The 15,797-nt window shown below is 63.3% G+C and carries 9 protein-coding genes and 1 pseudogene; 9 read left to right on the plus strand and 1 reads right to left on the minus strand.

Annotated features, from left to right (window positions below):
- Positions 1 to 100 precede the first annotated feature (100 nt).
- Positions 101 to 2,532 (minus strand): annotated as a pseudogene (locus ACZ5KU_RS01970) (penicillin-binding protein 1A).
- A 206-nt stretch (positions 2,533 to 2,738) separates the two neighbouring features.
- On the opposite strand from ACZ5KU_RS01970, the gene ACZ5KU_RS01975 reads away from it, so the two are divergent.
- The 9 genes from ACZ5KU_RS01975 (at position 2,739) to gltB (ending at position 15,782) form a co-directional block, all read left to right on the plus strand.
- The gene (locus ACZ5KU_RS01975; RefSeq protein WP_054059111.1) at positions 2,739 to 3,803 is read left to right on the plus strand and encodes a pilus assembly protein PilM; all 1,065 of its coding nucleotides are present in this window, start codon (positions 2,739 to 2,741) and stop codon (positions 3,801 to 3,803) included.
- Positions 3,803 to 4,369, plus strand: coding sequence for a PilN domain-containing protein (locus ACZ5KU_RS01980; RefSeq protein WP_054059112.1), 567 nt, complete (start codon positions 3,803 to 3,805; stop codon positions 4,367 to 4,369). Before ACZ5KU_RS01975 ends, ACZ5KU_RS01980 begins: the two co-directional genes overlap by 1 nt.
- Positions 4,366 to 4,989 (plus strand): type 4a pilus biogenesis protein PilO, encoded by a 624-nt coding sequence (gene pilO, locus ACZ5KU_RS01985; protein ID WP_054059113.1) that lies wholly within the window; start codon positions 4,366 to 4,368, stop codon positions 4,987 to 4,989. The genes ACZ5KU_RS01980 and pilO overlap by 4 nt, the downstream gene beginning before the upstream one ends.
- The gene (gene pilP / locus ACZ5KU_RS01990; RefSeq protein ID WP_054059114.1) at positions 4,986 to 5,513 is read left to right on the plus strand and encodes a type 4a pilus biogenesis lipoprotein PilP; all 528 of its coding nucleotides are present in this window, start codon (positions 4,986 to 4,988) and stop codon (positions 5,511 to 5,513) included. The genes pilO and pilP overlap by 4 nt, the downstream gene beginning before the upstream one ends.
- 11 nt (positions 5,514 to 5,524) lie before the next feature.
- Positions 5,525 to 7,600 carry a type IV pilus secretin PilQ gene (gene pilQ, locus ACZ5KU_RS01995; RefSeq protein ID WP_464736776.1) on the plus strand — a complete coding sequence of 692 codons (2,076 nt, stop codon included), beginning with the start codon at positions 5,525 to 5,527 and terminating at the stop codon, positions 7,598 to 7,600.
- Between the two features lie 4 nt (positions 7,601 to 7,604).
- A complete protein-coding gene (gene aroK, locus ACZ5KU_RS02000) occupies positions 7,605 to 8,123 on the plus strand; it encodes a shikimate kinase AroK (RefSeq protein ID WP_026145113.1) in 519 nt (172 codons plus the stop codon).
- 149 nt (positions 8,124 to 8,272) lie between these two features.
- Positions 8,273 to 9,373: a 3-dehydroquinate synthase gene (aroB, locus tag ACZ5KU_RS02005; RefSeq protein WP_054061336.1), complete on the plus strand. Its 1,101-nt coding sequence runs from the start codon at positions 8,273 to 8,275 to the stop codon at positions 9,371 to 9,373.
- Between the two features lie 10 nt (positions 9,374 to 9,383).
- Positions 9,384 to 10,985, plus strand: coding sequence for an AAA family ATPase (locus tag ACZ5KU_RS02010; protein WP_416771426.1), 1,602 nt, complete (start codon positions 9,384 to 9,386; stop codon positions 10,983 to 10,985).
- Between the two features lie 348 nt (positions 10,986 to 11,333).
- Positions 11,334 to 15,782, plus strand: a complete 4,449-nt coding sequence (gene gltB / locus ACZ5KU_RS02015; RefSeq protein WP_054059810.1) for a glutamate synthase large subunit — start codon at positions 11,334 to 11,336, stop codon at positions 15,780 to 15,782.
- The last annotated feature ends 15 nt before the right edge of the window (positions 15,783 to 15,797 follow it).

The following is a 15,797-nucleotide window of genomic DNA, read 5'->3' on the forward strand; positions in this document are numbered from 1 at the left end:
CACGCTCCTACAGGCCTGTGCTGCACACGGGGGCGTGTACGACACGAAACTGTAGGAGCCGGGCTTGCCCGCGAAGGCAGCGCCGCGGTTTTGTCCCAGATCAGAACAGGTCGATCGGTGCCGACTCGTCCGCCGGCAGCGGGCTGCCGGGGCACTGCCACCCGTGCCCAGCTCATTGACCGATGGCGGCGTGTCCTCGCTCTTGAACAGCTCGAAGTAGGCGTTCGGCGTGCCCGGTACCGCTGCACGGCCGCTGACCGGGTCGACCCGCAGGCTGAGGATACCTTCCGGCTCGGCCTGGGTGTGTGGCGGCTTGTCCTTGAGCGCGGCACCCATGTAGTCCATCCAGATCGGCAGCGCCACCGTGCCGCCGAACTCGCGGCGGCCAAGGCTTTCCGGCTGGTCGAAGCCGGTCCAGACCGTGGTCACGTAGTCGGCGTTGTAGCCGCTGAACCAGGCATCCTTGGATTCGTTGGTGGTACCGGTCTTGCCCGCCAGGTCGCTGCGGCCCAGGGCCAGGGCGCGGCGGCCGGTGCCGAGCTTGATCACGTCCTCGAGCATGCTGTTGAGGATGTAGGTGGTGCGTCCGTCGACGATACGCTCGGCGACCGCCGGTGCCTGGGCGGCAGGCGCCGGTCCTTCGCTGGTGCCGTTGATGGTGAAGGTCGAATGGCTCGGTGCGGCGATACCGCTGCTGGCCGCCATGCCGGTGGGCACGCTCGGCGGGTTGGCGACGAACAGGGTCTCGCCGTTGCGGCTTTCGATCTTGTCGATCAGGTATGGCGTGATCTTGTAGCCGCCGTTGGCAAAGGTGCTCCAGCCGGTGGCGATTTCCATCGGCGTCAGGGTTGCGGTACCCAGGGCCAGGGACAGGTTGCGCGGCAGGTCCTGCTTGTTGAAGCCGAACCGGGCGATGTAGTCGATGGTCTTGTCGACGCCCAGGCTCTGCAGCAGGCGGATCGAGACCAGGTTGCGCGACTTGTACAGCGCTTCGCGCAGGCGGATCGGGCCGAGGAAGGTGTTGGTGTCGTTCTTCGGCCGCCAGACCTTGTCCAGGTATTCGTCGACGAACACGATCGGCGCGTCGTTGACCAGGCTGGCCGGGGTGTAGCCGTTGTCCAGGGCTGCGCTGTAGATGAACGGCTTGAAGCTCGAACCCGGCTGGCGCTTGGCCTGCATGGCGCGGTTGTAGTTGCTCTGCTCGAAGGCGAAGCCGCCGACCAGGGCGCGAATGGCGCCGTTCTGCGGGTCGAGCGAGACCAGCGCGCTCTGTGCGGCCGGGATCTGGCTGAACTTGAGGCTGTTGTCGGCCTGGCGCTGCACGCGGATCAGGTCGCCGACCTGGGCGACGTCGGCAGGTTGTTTCGGTGCCGCGCCGATGCTGTTGGTGTTCAGGTAGGGGCGGGCCCACTTCATGGTGTCCCAGGCCACGCTCTCGATGCCGTTGCGGGTCAATACGTGCAGGGCGTTCTTGTCCACCTGGGTAACGATCGCCGGCTCAAGCCCGCTGATGGTGCGCTGCTTGCTCAGCTCGAGGTTCCAGGCCTCGCGGGTCTTGCCCGGCAGGCGCGACTCGGGGCCGCGGTAGCCGTGGCGCTGGTCGTAGGTGATCAGGCCTTCCTGAACCGCATGGTTGGCCAGTTCCTGCAGGTTGCTCGGTACCGTGGTGGTGACGCGGAAACCTTCGGTGTAGGCGTCGCTGCCGTAGCGGCCGACCATTTCGGCGCGGGCCATCTCGGCGATGTACGGCGCGTTCACTTCCGGTGTCGGCACGTGGTAGCTGGCGTTCATCGGCTCGGCGAGAGCGGCCTGGTAGGCAGCCTCGTCGATCTTGCCCAGCTTGTACATGCGGCCGAGGATCCAGTCGCGGCGCTCCTTGGCCCGTACCGGGTTGGCCAGCGGGTTGAAGCGCGACGGTGCCTTGGGCAGGCCGGCGATCGTGGCCATCTGGGCCAGGCTGATGTCGCGGATCGACTTGCCGTAATAAACCTGCGATGCGGCTTCGATACCGTAGGCACGGTTACCGAGGTAGATCTTGTTCACGTACAGCTCGAGGATTTCGTCCTTGGTCAGTTGCCGCTCGATCTGCAGGGCCAGGAGAATTTCATTGGTCTTGCGCGAGAAGCTACGCTCACTGGACAGGAAGAAGTTCTTCGCCACCTGCATGGTGATGGTGCTGCCGCCGGACTGGATATGGCCGCTCTTGACCAGTTGGGTCGCGGCGCGCATCAGGCTGCTGGGGTCGACGCCATAGTGGTTGGCGAAGTTGTCGTCTTCGGCACTGAGCAGGGCGTTGATGAAGTTCGGGGGGATGTCGGCGAAGCGAATGGGAGAGCGACGCATTTCACCAAATTCGGCTATCAGCTTGCCATCACTGGTGTAGACCCGCAGTGGAATCTGCAACTGGATGCTTCGCAGGGCCTCCACGGACGGCAGGCCCGGACTAAGATAGAGAAACGCGCCGCTCAGGACGAGCAGCAGCCCGCAGAATATGGCGACGAAAGACCACCCGAAAAACTTCAGCAGACGAATCAAGGCTTGTGGATTTCCAGATAAAAGAATGAGTTGGGCGTCAGGCTAGATTCACGGCAAGCGCTGGTTCGACGACTCGGAGAAAAGCGTGGGGCATTATAAGCATTTTTGGCCTTGAGCGTCATTTGCGCTTATGTCAAGACTGCTATTAAATGCCCTTCATCATAAAGGGTCCGTAAGTCGCGGATAGTAATAGGGAATCGGTAGTGCTTGGACTCTTCGGCAAAAAAGCGCATTCGCTCCTGGGCATAGACATCAGTTCCACCTCGGTCAAGCTCCTCGAATTGAGCCGCTCGGGCAATCGATATCGGGTCGAGTCCTATGCCGTGGAACCGCTGCCGCCCAATGCCGTGGTCGAGAAGAACATTGCCGAACTCGAAGGCGTCGGCCAGGCCCTGACGCGAGTGCTGCTCAAGGCCCGGACCAGTGCACGCGAAGCCGCGGTGGCGGTGGCCGGTTCCGCGGTCATCACCAAGACCATCGAAATGGATGCCGGGCTCTCCGATGACGACATGGAGAGCCAGCTCAAGATCGAAGCCGACCAGTACATTCCCTATCCGCTGGAGGAAGTCGCCATCGACTTCGAGGTCCAGGGGTATTCGGCGCGCAACCCCGAGCGGGTCGAGGTGCTGTTGGCCGCCTGTCGGAAAGAAAACGTCGAGGTGCGCGAGGCGGCCCTCGGCCTGGCCGGGCTCGATGCCCGGGTGGTCGATGTCGAGGCTTATGCGCTGGAGCGCTCCTTTGGCCTGCTGGCGTCCCAGTTGGCCATCGACCACGACAAGCTGACGGTCGCGGTGGTCGATATCGGTGCGACCATGACCACCCTCAGCGTCCTGCATAACGGGCGCATCATCTATACCCGCGAGCAATTGTTCGGCGGACGCCAGCTTACCGAGGAAATCCAGCGGCGCTATGGCCTTTCCAACGAGGAGGCGGGGCTGGCGAAGAAGCAGGGCGGCCTGCCCGACGATTATGTCGTCGAGGTCCTGCAGCCGTTCAAGGATGCCCTGGTCCAGCAGGTGTCGCGCTCCCTGCAGTTCTTCTTCGCCTCGGGCCAGTACAACGATGTCGACTACATCCTGCTGGCCGGCGGCACCGCGTCCATTGCCGGGCTCGATCACCTGATCCAGCAGCGGCTGGGCACGCCGACCATGGTCGCCAACCCTTTCGCCGACATGGCGTTGAGCAGCAAGGTCAATGCCGGGGCACTGGCCAGCGATGCGCCAGCCCTGATGATCGCCTGTGGCCTGGCGTTGAGGAGTTTTGACTGATGGCGCGGATCAACCTTCTGCCCTGGCGTGAACAACTGCGTGAAGAGCGACGCAAACGCTTCCTGACGGCCCTGGTCGGAGTGCTGGTGATTTCGGTCGGTATCGTCCTGATCGCCGACCAGTACATCAGCCATTCCATCGATCACCAGGTTGCACGCAATGCCTATGTGAGCAAGGAAATCGCCCAGCTCGACTCGCGGATCAAGCAGATCAGCGACTTGAAAGCCCGTCGCCAGCAGTTGATCGAACGCATGAAGATCATCCAGGACCTGCAGGGCAACCGCTCGATCAGCGGGCGGATCTTCGATCAACTGACGCGGACTCTGCCCGATGGCGTGTATTTCACGGACGTGAAAATGACCGGTAAAACCATCGCGATCACCGGTGCGGCGGAGTCCAACAACCGTGTCTCGGACCTGATGCGCAATCTCGATGCCTCCGACTGGCTCGAGGCCCCCAGCCTGACCGAGGTCAAGGCGACCACCAGTGGCACGGTGGATCAGGCCAACGTCTTCCAGTTGAGCGTGCGCCAGACCCAGCCTCCGGTTTCGGGGGCAGCCAAATGAATATTTCCGAACGGCTGGAGAGCCTGCGCAAGATCGACATCGCCGATCTCGACATGCAGAACATCGGCTCCTGGCCGGCTGCGGTCAAGGTGTTCTGTGGGGTGATTGTCGCGGTGTTGGTGCTGGCGTTGGGCTACGTGGTTTATATCCAGGACCTGACCGGGCAACTGGACCAGCAGCGGGCCAGCGAGGTCACTCTCAAGGAGCAGTTCGCGACCAAGGCGCACCTGGCGGCGAACCTCGAGGCCTATACCCAGCAGATGCTCGACATGGAGGCCTCCTTCGGCGCACTGCTCAAGCAACTGCCCAGCGACACCGAAGTGCCGGGGCTGCTGGAAGACATCACGCGTACCGGGCTCGGCAGCGGACTGGAGTTCGAGGAGATCAAGCTGTTGCCGGAAGTGGCGCAGCAGTTCTATATCGAGCTGCCGATCCAGATCACCGTCACCGGCGCCTATCACGACCTGGCCACCTTCGTCAGCGGCGTGGCCAGCCTGCCGCGCATCGTCACCCTGCATGACTTCGAGATCAGGCCGGTGACCGAGGGCAACGGCAACAAGCTGCGCATGAACATTCTCGCCAAGACCTATCGCTACAACGACAAGGGGCTGCAGAAATGATCGGCTTGCGCGGGTTGTGCGTGGGGTTGCTGACCCTGTTGCTGGCCGGTTGTGGCGGTGGCAATGACTTCAGCGACCTGGATGCCTACATGCGCGAGGTGCGCGCGCGGCCGGCCGGCAACATCGAGCCGACGCCCAAGTTCCAGTCCTACGAAACGTTCACCTACAGCGCGGCGTCGCTGCGCAGTCCGTTCCAGCCGCCGGTCAAGATCGACCTGGTGAATCGCCAGAAGGGCTCGCGCGAGGTCAAGCCGGATCCGAACCGGACCAAACAATTCCTCGAAGGCTTCAACATCGAGCAGTTCGAGATGGTGGGCACCCTTTCCAACGCCAGCGGTACCTACGCCCTGTTGCGCGGGGCCGGTGGTGTTCATCGATTGAAGGTGGGCGATTACCTGGGACGCAACGAGGGCCGTATCGTGGCCATCACCGATTCCCAGGTCGAAGTGATCGAGATCGTTCCGGACGGCGAAGGCGGCTGGCTGGAACGACCTCGCACCATCCCCTTGAAAGAGCACTCATAGTGGAACTCGATATGAACAGGATCCTTTGCGCCCTCGGCCTTTCGCTATGGATGGCGGTGGTGTCGCCGATGGTGTTCGCTGCCAATCTCAAGACCCTCGACGTGGCGGCGCTGCCTGGGGATCGGGTCGAGATCAAGCTGGCCTTCGACAGCGCTCCCCCGGCTCCGCACGGCTATACCACCGAGCAGCCGGCGCGGATTGCCCTGGACCTGACCGGGGTGGCCAGCCAGTTGACCGCCCGGACTCGCGACCTGGGCGTGGGCAACGCGCGCAGCGTGACCGTGGTCGAGGCCAAGGATCGCACCCGGCTGATCATCAACCTGACCAAACTGGCGCCCTACAGCACCCGGGTCGATGGCAACAACCTGTTCGTCGTGGTCGGCCAGGGCGCGGCGCCCGCGGTTGCCAGTCCGGCGGCCGGCAGCCGGCCGGTGGCTGCCGCCGCGCAACCGGCGCGGCTGGCGCCCAAGGCCTATGCGCCGGTGGGCAAGGCCATTCGCAGCGTCGACTTCCAGCGTGGCGAGCAGGGCGAAGGCAATGTGGTCATCGAGCTTTCCGATCCTTCCATCAGCCCGGATATCCAGGAAAAGGGCGGCAAGATCAGCGTGGACTTCCCGCGCACCCAATTGCCGGAGTCCCTGCGCGTGCGCCTGGACGTGAAGGACTTCGCCACGCCGGTGCAGTACGTCAATGCCACGGCTGGCGCCGACCGCGCGAGCATTTCCATCGAGCCGGGCGGTGCCTTCGATTATTCGACCTACCAGACCGACAACAAGCTGACCATCAGTGTCCGTCCGCTGACCGTCGATGACATTCAGCGACGCAACGCCGAGCGTTTTGTCTACAGCGGCGAAAAGCTTTCGCTGAACTTCCAGGACATCGACGTCCGTTCGGTGCTGCAACTGATCGCCGACTTCACCAACCTGAACCTGGTGGCCAGCGACACGGTGCAGGGCGGGATCACCCTGCGCCTGCAGAACGTGCCGTGGGACCAGGCGCTGGACCTGGTGCTCAAGACCAAGGGCCTGGACAAGCGCAAGATCGGCAACGTACTGCTGGTGGCGCCGGCGGACGAGATCGCCGCGCGTGAGCGCCAGGAACTCGAGTCGCAGAAGCAGATCGCCGAACTGGCGCCGCTGCGCCGCGAGCTGCTGCAGGTCAACTATGCCAAGGCCGCGGATATCGCCAAGCTGTTCCAGTCGGTGACCAGCGCCGAGAGCAAGGGCGACGAGCGTGGCTCGATCACCGTGGACGAGCGTACCAACAACATCATTGCCTACCAGACCCAGGAGCGCCTCGACGAATTGCGGCGGATCGTTGCGCAGTTGGACATCCCGGTGCGCCAGGTGATGATCGAGGCGCGTATCGTCGAAGCCAACGTCGGCTACGACAAGCAACTGGGTGCTCGCTGGGGCGGCAGCATTTCCGGTGGCAACTGGAAGACCAATGGCGGTTCGCCGACCCTGAGCCGGCTGACCGGCCAGAGCGCCAGCACGCCGTTCGTCGACCTGGGAGCGACTTCGGCGACCTCCGGTATCGGTATCGGCTTCGTCACCGACAACACCATTCTCGACCTGGAACTGAGCGCGATGGAGAAGACCGGCAACGGTGAGGTCGTGTCGCAGCCCAAGGTGGTCACGTCCGACAAGGAAACCGCGAAGATCCTCAAGGGCACGGAAATCCCGTACCAGGAATCGAGTTCCAGCGGTGCCACCTCGGTGTCCTTCAAGGAGGCGTCGCTGTCGCTGGAGGTCACGCCGCAGATCACTCCGGACAACCGGATCATCATGGAAGTGAAGGTCACCAAGGATGAGCCGGACTACCAGAACGTGCTCAACAACGTACCGCCGATCAAGAAGAACGAAGTCAACGCCAAGGTGCTGGTCAACGACGGTGAGACCGTGGTGATCGGCGGCGTATTCTCCAATACTCAGAGCAAAACCGAAGAGAAGGTGCCATTTCTGGGCGATGTGCCGTATGTTGGGCGCCTTTTCCGTCGGGACATCGTCTCGGAAGCAAAATCCGAGCTGCTGGTATTCCTGACTCCGCGTATCATGAATAACCAGGCGATTGCTGTGAGTCGTTGATTCTGTGCGAAATTTGATTCTTGTTGGGCCTATGGGTGCTGGAAAGAGCACCATAGGTCGTTTGCTGGCCAAAGAGTTGCGTCTGCCGTTCAAGGATTCCGACAAGGAAATTGAATTGCGCACCGGCGCGAATATCCCGTGGATCTTCGACAAGGAAGGCGAGCCAGGCTTCCGTGATCGCGAGCAGGCCATGATCGCCGAGTTGTGTGCCAGCGACGGCGTGGTGCTGGCGACGGGCGGTGGCGCGGTGATGCGCGATGAAAACCGCCAGGCACTGCATGCCGGCGGCCGGGTGGTCTACCTGCATGCCTCGGTGGAGCAGCAGGTCGGGCGTACCGCCCGCGACCGCAACCGGCCGCTGCTGCGTACCGCCGACCCGGCGAAGACCCTGCGCGACCTGCTGGCGATCCGTGATCCGCTGTATCGGGAAATCGCCGATCTGGTGGTGGAAACCGATGAGCGGCCACCACGCATGGTCGTACTGGACATCCTGGAGCGCTTGCAGCAGCTACCTCCCCGTTAAAGCAGGCGAGGAAATGCGCTATTCTCGACGCCCGCCATGCCCGCCCGCGGTCATGGCTCAAGGCCATCGGGCCGCGCCGGAAACGGACGCCGCCAACAATCGTTAATCCTGGGACTGGACGCCCGCGTCCATCTTCACTGTGGGGACACATGCAGACACTTAAGGTCGATCTTGGCGAGCGTAGCTACCCGATTCACATTGGCGAGGGGTTGCTGGACCAGCCCGAGCTACTGACGCCGTACATTGCCGGTCGGCAAGTCGCAATCGTCTCCAACGAAACCGTCGCGCCGCTCTATCTCGAGCGCCTGACTCGCAGCCTGGCGGCCTATTCGGTGATCTCGGTGGTGCTGCCCGACGGCGAAGCCTTCAAGAACTGGGAAACCCTGCAACTGATCTTCGACGGCCTGCTGAAAGCCCGTCACGATCGCCGCACCACCCTCATCGCCCTGGGTGGCGGGGTAATCGGTGACATGGCCGGTTTCGCCGCGGCCTGTTATCAGCGCGGGGTGGACTTTATCCAGGTTCCGACTACCTTGTTGTCGCAGGTCGATTCGTCGGTGGGCGGCAAGACCGGTATCAACCATCCGCTGGGCAAGAACATGGTGGGTGCGTTCTATCAGCCGAATGCGGTGCTGATCGATACCGCGAGCCTCAGGACGTTGCCGGCCCGGGAACTGTCGGCGGGCCTGGCGGAGGTCATCAAGTACGGGCTCATCTGCGACGAGCCATTCCTGACCTGGCTGGAGGAGCATGTCGATGCCCTGCGTAGCCTGGACCAGGCGGCCCTGACCGTGGCCATCGAGCGTTCCTGCGCGGCCAAGGCGGCCGTGGTCGGTGCCGATGAGCGCGAGTCCGGCGTGCGTGCCACGCTCAACCTCGGGCACACCTTTGGCCATGCCATCGAAACCCACATGGGCTATGGCGTCTGGCTGCACGGTGAAGCGGTGGCGGCGGGCACGGTCATGGCGCTGGAAATGTCGGCGCGCCTGGGCTGGATCACCGAGGCCGAGCGCGATCGCGGTATTCGCCTGTTCCAGCGCGCAGGCTTGCCGGTCATTCCCCCGGAGGAAATGACCGAAGCCGATTTTCTCGAACACATGGCAGTTGACAAGAAAGTGATCGACGGTCGCATGCGCCTGGTGCTGTTGCGCCGCATGGGCGAAGCCGTAGTGACCGACGATTATCCGAAAGAGGTTCTACAGGCCACGCTGGGGGCGGACTACCGCGCCTTGGCTCAGCTTAAAGGTTGATTAGATTCCGATGACTAGTTTGCATGCCGACGAGGCTTTCCTCGGCCATTATCAGTTGAGTCACGATCCTTTCGCTCCACGGGTGCCTGGCTTCAAGTTTTTCCCGGCCCAGCGCAAGCCGGTGCTGGGGCAGTTGCATCACCTGGCGCGCTACAGCCAGTTGCTGCTGGTGGTGACCGGCCCGCTGGGCAGCGGCAAGACCCTGCTGCGCCAGGCGCTGGTGGCCAGCACCAACAAGCAGTCGGTGCAGAGCGTGGTGGTTTCCGCCCGTGGCGCCGGCGATGCGGCTGGTGTGCTGTACCAGATCGCCCAGGCCCTGAACGTGGCCGAAGCCGACGTATCCTCGATCCTGGCGCAGGTGGTGCAGCTGGCGCTCACCGGCCAGGAGGTCTATCTGCTGGTCGATGATGCCGAGCAACTGGACGATTCGGCGATCGAGGCGTTGCTGGCCCTGGCCGCTGGTGCGCCGGAAGGCCGGCCACATGTCTTCCTGTTTGGCGAGTCGTCGCTGATTGCCGCCCTGGAGCCGCACAGTGCGCAGGAAGAGCGTTTTCACGTGATCGAGCTGCAACCCTACACGGAAGAGGAAACGCGCGAATACCTGGCCCAGCGCCTGGAAGGTGCGGGGCAGGGGATAGAACTTTTTTCCGCTGAGCAGATCACTGAGATTCACGAAAGCGCCGAAGGCTGGCCTGGCAACATCAACCAGGTGGCCCGCGACGCAATGATCGAAGCCATGATTGCCAGCCGCTCCGCGGTCAAGCGACCAAGTATGGGGTTCAAGATGTCAAAGAAATACGTGTTGGCGTTGTCCGGCGTGGTGGTGGTCGCGATCGCTGCGGCCTGGATGAGTTCTGGTCGCAGCAAGGCGCCGGTAACCGCCGGCGCGCCGAGCGAGCAGGCCCAGCTGCCGTTGGGACAGGCGCCGAAGCCGGGCAGTGGTCCGTCGGTCGAATTCGCCGGCAATTCGCAACCGATGCCGCTGCCGTTGGTCGGCCAGTCGCAGCCGGTGATGCGCGGCCCGTTGGCCGAAGCGGCCGGTGGCATGCCGGAAGGCGACGACGGCGGTGCTCCGGCGGTGGAGGGTGGCGTAGCGCAGCCTCCAACGGTGACCACGACCGCGCCACCGCTGGGCGTGCCGGCAGGTCCTGCGCCGACCCCGGCTCGTCCGACGCCGGCGCCCACCCAGGTGGCCACGGCCAAGCCGGCCGCTCCAGCCGCCAAGCCTGCGCAGACGCCCGTACCGGTACCGGCCGCCAAGCCGGTGGCCAAGGCCGAGAAACCGGTCGAGAAGCCCGTTGCGGCAGCGGCCAAGCCGGCTGCCGGCAGTAGCTGGTATGCAGGCCAGGCTCCGGGCCACTACGTGGTGCAGATCCTGGGCACCAGCTCCGAAGCCACTGCCCAGAACTTCATCAAGGAGCAGGGCGGCGAGTACCGTTATTTCAAGAAAGTGCTCAACGGCAAGCCGCTTTATGTGATCACCTATGGTAGCTTCGCCAGCCGCGATGCAGCGGTAAGCGCTATCAAGGCCTTGCCAGCGAAGGTTCAGGCTGGTAAACCTTGGCCTCGCACTGTCGCCAGCGTCCAACAGGACCTCGCCACAACTCGCTGATGATTCGGCGGCCTTACCCAGGTCGCCTTTCCAGCACCTCAAAATTTCCACCTCGGCGCGCAGCCCGCAAAGCTGCGTGCCTTGTGGTGTCTGCGTCACGGTAGATTTGAGTCGTAGCGGTCAAAATTCAAAAAATCTTTGACTAGCACGAAAGATCGTTTTAAACCTTTCATAAATGCGACACGAATTTTCGACATTTCGTCGCTAAATTTGTGGGCGTCTGTGTCGGTGTGTACAATGACCTCCCTTTTGCCCCTACAAAGTCGGCGTACGTTCGGCGTGGATGGTAAGCGGTTGAATTGAAAAGAAATTTGCCTCGTTGAGAGGCAGCCTGGTGAGAAAGTGTCTATGAAAGCAGGTCTGTACCAACCAGATGAATTCAAGGATAACTGCGGTTTCGGCCTGATTGCCCACATGCAAGGCGAACCCAGTCATCACCTGTTGCAGACGGCCATCGAGGCCCTGACCTGCATGACCCACCGTGGTGGGATCAACGCCGATGGCAAGACCGGTGACGGTTGCGGCCTTCTGATCCAGAAGCCCGACCAGTTCCTGCGTGCTGTCGCAAAATCGCAATTCGGTAGCGATCTGCCCAAGCAATATGCGGTGGGCATGGTGTTCTTCAACCAGGACCCGGTCAAAGCCGAAGCCGCGCGCGAAAACATGAATCGCGAAATCCTCGCGGCCGGCCTGCAACTTGTGGGCTGGCGCAAGGTGCCGATCGATACCAGCGTCCTCGGCCGCCTGGCCCTGGAGCGTCTGCCGCAGATCGAGCAGGTATTCATCGGCGGTGAAGGCCTGAGCGACCAGGCGTTCGCCATCAAGCTGTTCAGCGCCCGTCGTCGTTCGTCGGTGGCCAACGCCGCCGATACCGATCACTACATCTGCAGCTTTTCCCACAAGACCATCATCTACAAGGGCCTGATGATGCCGGCGGATCTCGCCGCCTTCTATCCGGACCTCGGTGACCCGACGCTCAAGACCGCCATCTGCGTGTTCCACCAGCGTTTCTCGACCAACACCCTGCCGAAATGGCCGCTGGCGCAACCGTTCCGCTTCCTGGCGCACAACGGCGAGATCAACACCATCACCGGCAACCGCAACTGGGCCCTGGCTCGTCGCACCAAGTTCGCCAACGACCTGATCCCCGATCTCGACGAGTTGGGCCCGCTGGTCAACCGTGTCGGTTCCGACTCTTCGAGCATGGACAACATGCTGGAGCTGATGGTGACCGGCGGTATCGACCTGTTCCGCGGCGTGCGCATGCTGATTCCGCCAGCGTGGCAGAACGTCGAGACCATGGACGCCGACCTGCGCGCGTTCTACGAATTCAACTCCATGCACATGGAGCCCTGGGACGGCCCGGCGGGCGTCGTGATGACCGAAGGTCGCCACGCGGTCTGCCTGCTCGACCGCAACGGCCTGCGCCCGGCGCGCTGGGTCACCACCAAGAACGGCTACATCACCCTGGCGTCGGAAATCGGCGTGTGGAACTACCAGCCGGAAGACGTCATCGCCAAGGGCCGCGTCGGCCCGGGGCAGATCTTTGCCGTGGATACCGAGACCGGGCAGATCCTCGACACCGATTCGATCGACAACCGCCTGAAGTCGCGCCATCCGTACAAGCAATGGCTGCGCAAGCACGCCCTGCGGATCCAGGCGACCATGGAAGACAACGACCATGGTTCGGCGTTCTACAACGTCGAGCAGCTCAAGCAGTACATGAAGATGTACCAGGTCACCTTCGAGGAGCGTGACCAGGTGCTGCGCCCGTTGGGCGAGCAGGGCTACGAAGCGGTCGGCTCGATGGGCGACGACACGCCGATGGCCGTGCTGTCCCAGCGTGTGCGCACGCCGTACGATTACTTCCGCCAGCAGTTCGCCCAGGTGACCAACCCGCCGATCGACCCGCTGCGCGAAGCGATCGTCATGTCGCTGGAGATCTGCCTCGGTGCCGAGCGCAACATCTTCGAAGAGTCGCCGGAACACGCCTCGCGGGTGATCCTCAGCTCGCCGGTGATTTCGCCGGCCAAGTGGCGCTCGTTGATGAACCTGGAACGTCCGGGCTTCGAGCGCCAGATCATCGACCTGAACTACGAGGAGAGCGTCGGCCTGGAAGCGGCCGTGCGCAACATCGCCGACCAGGCCGAGGAAGCCGTGCGTGCCGGGCGTACCCAGATCGTCCTCAGCGACCGTCATATCGCCCCGGGCAAGCTGCCGGTGCACGCGTCCCTGGCCACCGGTGCGGTGCACCATCGCCTGACCGAGAAGGGCCTGCGCTGCGACAGCAACATCCTGGTCGAAACCGCGACCGCCCGTGACCCGCATCACTTCGCGGTGCTGATCGGTTTCGGTGCCTCGGCGGTCTATCCGTTCCTGGCCTACGAAGTGCTGGGTGACCTGATCCGCACCGGCGAAGTGCTGGGCGATCTCTACGAAGTCTTCAAGAACTATCGCAAGGGCATCACCAAGGGCCTGCTCAAGATCCTCTCGAAGATGGGCATTTCGACCATCGCCTCGTACCGTGGCGCGCAGTTGTTCGAAGCCATCGGCCTGTCCGAGGAAGTGGTCAACCTGAGCTTCCGTGGCGTGCCGAGCCGGATCAAGGGCGCCCGTTTCGTCGACCTCGAAGCCGAGCAGAAGCTGCTGGCCGCCGAAGCCTGGAGCGCACGCAAGCCGATCCAGCAGGGCGGCCTGCTGAAGTTCGTCTACGGCGGCGAATACCACGCCTACAACCCGGATGTGGTCAATACCCTGCAGGCTGCCGTGCAGCAGGGCGACTACGCCAAGTTCAAGGAATACACCGCGCTGGTGGACAACCGTCCGGTGTCGATGATTCGCGACCTGCTCAAGGTCAGGACCCTCGACCAGCCGCTGAGCCTCGACGAGGTCGAGCCGCTGGAGGCGATCCTCAAGCGCTTCGACTCGGCGGGTATCTCCCTCGGTGCCCTGTCGCCGGAGGCCCACGAGGCCCTGGCCGAGGCGATGAACCGCCTCGGCGCACGCTCCAACTCGGGTGAGGGCGGCGAAGATCCATCGCGCTACGGCACCATCAAGAGCTCGAAGATCAAGCAGGTGGCGACCGGCCGTTTCGGCGTGACCCCGGAATACCTGGTCAACGCCGAAGTGCTGCAGATCAAGGTGGCCCAGGGCGCCAAGCCCGGTGAGGGCGGCCAACTGCCTGGCGGCAAGGTCAACGGCCTGATCGCCAAGCTGCGTTATGCGGTACCGGGCGTGACCCTGATCTCGCCTCCGCCGCACCATGACATCTACTCGATCGAAGACCTGTCGCAGCTGATTTTCGACCTCAAGCAGGTCAACCCGCAGGCGCTGGTCTCGGTGAAACTGGTGGCGGAAGCCGGCGTCGGCACCATCGCCGCCGGTGTGGCGAAGGCCTATGCCGACCTGATCACCATCTCCGGCTATGACGGCGGTACCGGTGCTTCGCCACTGACCTCGATCAAGTACGCGGGCGCACCATGGGAACTCGGCCTGGCCGAAACCCACCAGACCCTGCGCGGCAACGACCTGCGCGGCAAGGTCCGGGTGCAGACCGACGGCGGCCTGAAAACCGGCCTCGACGTGATCAAGGCGGCCATCCTCGGCGCCGAGAGCTTCGGCTTCGGCACCGCGCCGATGATCGCCCTGGGTTGCAAGTATCTGCGTATCTGCCACCTGAACAACTGCGCCACTGGCGTGGCGACCCAGAACGACAAGCTGCGCAAGGACCACTACATCGGTACCGTCGACATGGTGGTGAATTTCTTCACCTACGTCGCCGAGGAGACCCGTGAGTGGCTGGCGAAGCTGGGCGTGCGCAGCCTCGAGGAACTGATCGGGCGTACCGACCTGCTGGACGTCATCGAAGGCCAGACCGCCAAGCAGCACCACCTGGACCTGACCCCGCTGCTGGGCAGCGATCATGTGCCTGCGGACAAGCCGCAGTTCTGCCAGGTCGACCGCAACCCGCCATTCGACCAGGGCCTGCTGGCCGAGAAGATGGTGGAAATGGCCCGGCCTGCGATCAACGACCTGAGCGGTGCCGAGTTCGACCTGGACATCTGCAACTGCGACCGTTCCATCGGTGCGCGGATCTCCGGCGAAATCGCCCGGGTCCACGGCAACCAGGGCATGGCCAAGGCGCCGATCACCTTCCGCTTCAAGGGCACGGCCGGGCAGAGCTTCGGCGTGTGGAACGCCGGTGGCCTGAACCTGTACCTCGAAGGCGACGCCAACGACTACGTCGGCAAGGGCATGACCGGCGGCAAGCTGGTGATCGTGCCGCCCAAGGGCAGCGCCTATCGCACCCAGGACAGTGCCATCGTCGGCAACACCTGCCTGTACGGCGCCACGGGCGGCAAGCTGTTCGCCGCCGGCACCGCGGGCGAGCGTTTCGCCGTGCGTAACTCCGGCGCCCACGCCGTGGTGGAAGGCACTGGCGACCACTGCTGCGAATACATGACCGGCGGTTTCGTCTGTGTACTGGGCAAGACCGGCTACAACTTCGGTTCGGGCATGACCGGCGGTTTCGCCTACGTGCTGGACCAGGACAATACCTTCGTCGACAAGGTGAACCACGAGCTGGTGGAAATCCAGCGGATCAGCGGTGAAGCGATGGAAGCCTATCGCAGCCACCTGCAGAACGTGCTGGACGAGTACGTCGAGGAGACCGACAGCGAATGGGGTCGTAACCTCGCCGAGAACCTGGATGACTACCTGCGGCGCTTCTGGCTGGTCAAGCCGAAGGCAGCCAGCCTGAAGTCGCTGTTGTCCAGCACCCGTGCCAACCCGCAGTGATGCGCCTGAAGAGTT

The organism is Pseudomonas sp. Tof1 (assembly GCF_055390395.1).